The sequence below is a fragment of the Kineococcus indalonis genome, assembly GCF_009906395.1.
Lineage (GTDB): Bacteria > Actinomycetota > Actinomycetes > Actinomycetales > Kineococcaceae > Kineococcus > Kineococcus indalonis.
The window spans coordinates 1-5,851 of sequence record NZ_JAAALM010000248.1; the positions used below are offsets into that span (position 1 = coordinate 1).

Genomic DNA, 5,851 nt, shown 5'->3' on the forward strand with positions numbered 1-5,851 from the left:
GCCCCCGGCGCACCGCAGCGCCGGCGCACCCCTCACCCCGACGGAGGACACCGTGCACGAGACCTTCCCGACCCCCCACCGGCGCATCAGCCGCCGCGGCCTGCTGGCCATGGGCGCGGCCGCCGGCGCCGCGCCGGCGCTGGCCTCGTGCGGGTCCGGCGGCGGTGGCGGTGGCGACGGCGAGATCACCCTGGGGCTGTGGACGTGGGCCTCGGAGTTCGAGGACGCCTTCGCCGCGGCCGCCGCGGAGTACAAGCAGCTCCACCCGAACGTGACGGTGCAGCCGCGCTACTGGAGCTTCGCCAACTACGCCCCCTCCCTGCAGGCGGCGCTGGCCGCGCAGGACGAGGCGGACCTCTTCATGCCGCTGGTCTCCACCCTGGCCCTGGGCGAGGCCGGGCGCATCGTGGACCTGCGCGAGGCGCTGGGCACCGACTTCCTCGACGGGTTCTTCCCCTCCACCAACGACGAGAACGTCTGGGAGGACGGGCAGTACGCCGTCGGCTGGGCCGCGCAGACCTTCGGCCTGTTCTACAACACCACGATCATGGACCAGCTGGGGCTGCAGCCGCCGCAGACGTGGGACGAGCTGGCCGCGATGGCGCCGGCCGTCAACGCCGCCGGCTTCGTGCCCATGTCCATCCAGGGCACCCCCTCGAACCAGCTGTCCGACTTCGTGCTGCCGATCATCACCCAGATCACCGACGACCCGCAGGTGGTGCTGGACCTGGACGCCCACACCGCCGACGGGGTCAGCTGGGACAGCGAGCCGGTGGTGCAGGCGCTGACGGTGGTGCAGCAGCTGCGCGAGGCCGGGGTGTTCGCCGAGGGCGTCCTGGCCACCGACAGCGACACCGCCAACGGCACGTTCACCAACGGGCGCGCCGCGATGCTGTTCACCGGCTCGTTCTTCCCGCCGTCCCTGCAGACCACCGCCCCGCCGGAGTTCCTCACGCAGTACGCCATCGCCAAGACGCCCACGACGCGCCCGGGCGGCAAGCACTGGTGCGCCAACCAGGCCGGCTACACCTGGGCGATCAGCTCGCGCTCGGAGAACCAGGAGGCTGCCGCGGACTTCCTGAAGTACCTGTACGACCCCGAGCGCTACCTGGCGATGATGAACGACACGTTCTCCATGCCCAGCACGCGCGCGGCCGCCGAGGGCGTGACCAGTGAGGACATCAAGACGATGACCTCCTGGCTGCTGGACGGCGAGGGCGCCCCCCACATCCTCTTCGGCAAGGGCTCGCTGGACGCGGTGACCAACGGCGTCGTCTCGGTCGTCAACGGCTCGGCCACCCCGCAGCAGGCCGCGAAGGACATCGAGGCCGCCGTCGTGCAGTCCCGGAAGATCTGACCGGGTGGGGACCGTGACCACGACCACTCCCCCGGCGCCCGCGGCGCGGGTCGGGGCCGGCCCGCGCCGCGGGCGCCGGCGCCCGCGGCCGCTGACCGGCTGGTCCACGCCCACCGGCCTGGCGTTCGTCGCCCCCGCGCTGCTGTTCTTCGGGGTCTTCATCGCCTACCCCGTCCTGCGCACGTTCTGGTTGTCGCTGACCCGCTCGGACGGCTTCGGCGGCTCCTCCTTCGCTGGGCTGCACAACTACGGCGTCATGCTCACCGACCCGATCTTCCGGCAGGCCGCGTGGGTGACGGTGGTGTACACCGTCGTCACCACCGTCCTGCACACCGTGCTGGCCCTGGCGCTGGCGCTGGTCGTGCACGCCGGCCCGCGGCGCAGCGCCGTGGTCTACCGCACCCTGGTGTTCCTGCCCGCGGCGGTCTCGCTGACCGTCACCGGCCTGCTGTGGCGGATCGGCCTGACGCCGGTGTTCGGCGCGTTCAACCGCGTGCTGGAGGCGGTGGGCCTGGGTTCGCTGCAGCACGAGTGGCTGGGCGACACCGCCACCGTGCTGCCGACCATCATGGCGGTGTCGCTGTGGCAGTCCACGGGGCTGTTCATGCTCATCTTCTACGCGGCGCTGGGCAACATCGACACCTCCATCACCGAGAGCGCGCGCATCGACGGCGCCGGGGCGTTCCGCGAGGCGTGGAGCATCACGATCCCCATGCTGCGCCCGGTGGTGGAGGTCGTCGTCATGCTCAACGTCCTCAACGGCCTGAAGCTGTTCGACCTCAACTTCGTGATGTCCAGCGGCGGCCCGCTGCACGCCTCGGAGTCGCTGAGCACCTACACCTACCTGCTGACCTTCGGCTCCTCCACCGGCGGGGTGCCCTCGTACGGGTACGGCTCGGCGATCAGCGTGGTCGTGTTCCTCGTCGCCGGCGTGGCGACGCTGCTGCTCTACCGGTTCAGGAAGGGGGAGGTGTGAGCGCGACGACGGCCCCGCGGCCGGTGCCGCTGAAGGTGCAGCGCCCCGCGCGCAGCGCCCGCTCGGTGCTCAGGCTCGGCCTGTGGCACGCGGTGATGGTGGTGGTCTCCGCCGCGGCGGTGGGCCCGCTGCTGTACATGCTGTTCACCTCGATCCGCCCGCAGGCCACGGCCTTCACCGGCCCGCTGATCCCCGACGAGTTCACCGCGGTCGGCTACGACTTCGCGTGGAACGAGCTGCAGATCTGGCGCAACTTCTTCAACAGCGTCCTCATCACCGGCACGACGCTGGCACTGACCATCGCGGCCGCCACGCTGGCCGGCTACGCGTTCTCCCGCATCGGCTTCACCGGGCGGCAGCTGCTGTTCTTCGTGGTGACCAGCGCGCTGTTCCTGCCGGGCGTGGCCACGCTCATCCCGATCTACCTGGAGCTGCAGTCGTTCGGGCTGCTGGGCAGCCGGCTGGGCCTGATCCTCGTCTACACCGCCGGCGGGGTGTCCTTCTCCCTGTTCCTCATGCGGACGTTCTTCGACGCCCTGCCGCACGAGCTGAGCGAGGCCGCGCGCCTGGACGGGGCCAGCGAGGTGCAGATCTTCCGCCGGGTGATGCTGCCGCTGGCCGCCCCCGGCATCGCCACCGTGGCGATCTTCCAGATGATCAACGTGTGGAACGAGCTGCTGTTCGCCAGCGCGCTGATCTCCGAGCCGGCGAACCGCCCGATCCAGCCGGTCGCGAACTCCCTCATCGGGCAGTACGCCACGAACTGGCCGGCGCTGACCGCGGCGATGACGCTGTCCGCGCTGCCCATGGTGGTGGCCTACGTGGTGTTCCAGCGCTGGTTCGTCGCCGGCCTGACCGCCGGGGCGGTGAAGGCGTGAGCGCGGGCGTGGACGTGCTGGCCCGCCGGCCGCTGGGGCGCACCGGGTTCTCCGTCACGGCCCTGGGCGTGGGCACCGCCGAGCTGGGCGACATGGGCGTGTACGCGCCGGTGCCCGAGGAGCAGGCCCTGGCCGCGGCCCGGCGCGCGTTCGCCGGCCCGCTGGACCTGGTGGACACCTCCAACGGCTACGGCTCCTCCGAGCGCCGGTTGGGCGCGGTGCTGCGCGAGATCGGCGGGGTCCCGCCGGGCGTGCTGCTGGCCACGAAGGTCGACCCGGTGGACGGCGGCCCCTTCGACGGCCCGCGGGTGCGCGAGTCGGTGCGCGAGAGCCTGGGGCGCCTGGGCGTGGACCACCTGCCGCTGCTGCACCTGCACGACCCCGAGCGCATCGGGTTCGAGGCGGCCACCGCCCCCGGCGGGCCGGTGGACGTCATGCGCGAGCTGGTCGCCGAGGGCGTCGTCGGCCACCTCGGCGTGGCCGGCGGTGACGTGGAGCTGCTGCGCCGGTTCGTGGGCACCGGCGCCTTCGAGGTGGTGCTCAACCACAACCGCTGGACGCTGCTGGACCGCTCCGCCGGGCCGCTGCTGGACGACTGCGCCGCCGCGGGCGTGGCGTTCCTCAACGGCGCCCCCTTCGGCGGCGGCATCCTGGCCAAGGGCCCGGCCGCCGTGCCGCGCTACTGCTACGCCCCGGCCTCCCGCGCGGTGCTCGCCGCTGCCGCCGCGATCGAGGCCGCCTGCGCCCGGCACGGCGTTCCGCTGGCGGCCGCGGCGCTGCAGGACTCCCTGCGCGAGCCGCGCATCACCTCCACCGTGGTGGGCTCCGCGCGCCCCGAGCGGCTGGACCAGACCCTGGCGCTGGCCGCCACCCCCGTCCCCGGCGAGCTGTGGACCGAGCTCGCCGGTCTCGTCCCCGATGAGGAGCACTGGCTTCGATGAGCAGCACCCCCGCCCCCACCACCTTCGGGCTCGTCGGCAGCGGCTGGCGCTCGGAGTTCTTCGCCCGCCTGGCGCAGGCGGCCCCCGACCGGCTGCGGATCGCCGGGGTCGTCACCCGCACCGCCGAGCGCGGGCGGGAGGTCGCCGCCGCGTGGGGCGTGCCCACCCACCGCACGGTGCACGAGCTCCTGGCCGCCGGGCGCCCCGACTTCGTCGTCGCCTCGGTGCCCTGGGGGCAGATGCCGGTGACCGTGCGCGAGCTCGTCGCGCAGGGGGTCCCGGTGCTGGCCGAGACGCCGCCGGCCCCGGACCTGGAGGGGCTGCGCTCGCTGTGGCAGGACGTCGGCGCCTCCGGCCTGGTGCAGGTGGCCGAGCAGTACCTGCTGATGCCCGGGCACGCCTCCCGGTTGGCCCTCGTGCGCGAGGGCGTCATCGGCGAGCCGACGTCGGTGCAGGTCTCCTCCACGCACATGTACCACGCGGTCTCGCTGGTGCGCGGGCTGCTGGGCACGGGGTTCGAGGAGGTCGTCGTGGACGCCCGGGAGTTCCGCGCGCCGCTGGTGGACCCGCTGAGCTTCGGCGGCTGGGACACCGCCGCGGTGCCCGAGCCGCGCACCACCACCCTGGCCACGCTGGACTTCGGCGACGGCCGCAGCGCCCTGTACGACTTCACCGACAACCAGTGGTGGAACCCGCTGCGCGCGCGGCGGATCGTGGTGCGCGGCTCCACCGGCGAGATCGTCGACGACGCGGTCACCCGCATGGTCGACCCCACCAGCCCCGTCACCTCGCACCTGTCCTACCGCCGGCGCGGCATCGACATGAACCTCGAGGGCGTGGACCTGGACACCGTCGCCTTCGACGGGCGCGTGGTGTACCGCAACGCCTGGGCCGGCACCCGCATGTCCGAGGACGACGTGGCCGTGGCGCAGATCCTCGCCGACACCGGCGCGTGGGCGCGCGGGGAGGGCCCCGAGCCGTACCCGCTGGCGCAGGCCTGCCAGGACCACGCGATCGCGCTGGCGGTGGCCGAGTCCGCCCGCACCCGCGCCGACGTGCGCGTGGCGAAGGAGGTGTGGGCCTGATGCCGCTGGTGCGCATCGACCTGCCCGAGACGACCCCGCGCGAGCGGCGCCGGGCGATCGGCGACGCGGTGCACGCCGGGCTGGTGGAGGGCCTGGGGATGCCCGCGGAGGACCGCTTCCAGCTGCTGCGCGCGGCGGCGGCGGAGTCGTTCTCCTTCGACCCGCACTTCATGGGCGGCACCCGCCGCGAACCGGTGTTCGTCGAGGTGCTGCTGGTGCGCGGCTACCCCGTGGAGGTCAAGCGGGCCGCGTTCGCCGCGCTGGCCCGCCACCTGGAGGCCGCCGGGGTGCGTCCCGACGACGTGTTCGTCGCGCTGCGCGAGAACGGCCCGGAGGACTGGTACGTGGGGCGTGCGGGGGACGAGGGCGCGGCGTGAGGGCCGCGGTCCTGCGCGCGCCGGGCACGCCGGTGCGCGTGGAGGAGGTGGACCTGGCCGACCCCGGCCCCGGCGAGGTGCTCGTGCGCGTCGAGGCGGCGGGGGTGTGCCACACCGAGCTGCACTACATGGCCGGGGACATCCCCTGCCCGCTGCCGGTGGTGCTCGGGCACGAGGGCGCCGGCACCGTCGAGGCCGTCGGGGCGGGGGTGGACGACCTCGCGCCCGGCCGGCGGG

At 73.8% G+C, this 5,851-nt stretch carries 7 protein-coding genes; all 7 read left to right on the forward strand.

From position 1 onward, the window contains the following. Positions 1 to 1,357 (forward strand): ABC transporter substrate-binding protein (locus GTR00_RS12755; RefSeq protein ID WP_205705696.1); only part of this gene is annotated, 1,357 nt, incomplete at its 5' end. A gap of 13 nt (positions 1,358 to 1,370) precedes the next feature. Then, positions 1,371 to 2,333, forward strand: coding sequence for a carbohydrate ABC transporter permease (locus tag GTR00_RS12760; RefSeq protein ID WP_166611990.1), 963 nt, complete (start codon positions 1,371 to 1,373; stop codon positions 2,331 to 2,333). Then, complete coding sequence (locus GTR00_RS12765; RefSeq protein WP_166611991.1) at positions 2,330 to 3,211, forward strand: carbohydrate ABC transporter permease; 882 nt, start codon at positions 2,330 to 2,332, stop codon at positions 3,209 to 3,211. Before GTR00_RS12760 ends, GTR00_RS12765 begins: the two co-directional genes overlap by 4 nt. Then, the gene (locus GTR00_RS12770) at positions 3,208 to 4,152 is read left to right on the forward strand and encodes an aldo/keto reductase (RefSeq protein ID WP_205705697.1); all 945 of its coding nucleotides are present in this window, start codon (positions 3,208 to 3,210) and stop codon (positions 4,150 to 4,152) included. The genes GTR00_RS12765 and GTR00_RS12770 overlap by 4 nt, the downstream gene beginning before the upstream one ends. Continuing rightward, complete coding sequence (locus GTR00_RS12775) at positions 4,149 to 5,237, forward strand: Gfo/Idh/MocA family protein (RefSeq protein ID WP_166611992.1); 1,089 nt, start codon at positions 4,149 to 4,151, stop codon at positions 5,235 to 5,237. Before GTR00_RS12770 ends, GTR00_RS12775 begins: the two co-directional genes overlap by 4 nt. Beyond that, the gene (locus GTR00_RS12780; protein ID WP_166611993.1) at positions 5,237 to 5,614 is read left to right on the forward strand and encodes a tautomerase family protein; all 378 of its coding nucleotides are present in this window, start codon (positions 5,237 to 5,239) and stop codon (positions 5,612 to 5,614) included. Before GTR00_RS12775 ends, GTR00_RS12780 begins: the two co-directional genes overlap by 1 nt. Next, on the forward strand, positions 5,611 to 5,851 hold a 241-nt coding region (locus GTR00_RS25805), incomplete at its 3' end, for an alcohol dehydrogenase catalytic domain-containing protein (RefSeq protein WP_166611994.1). The genes GTR00_RS12780 and GTR00_RS25805, both read left to right, overlap by 4 nt.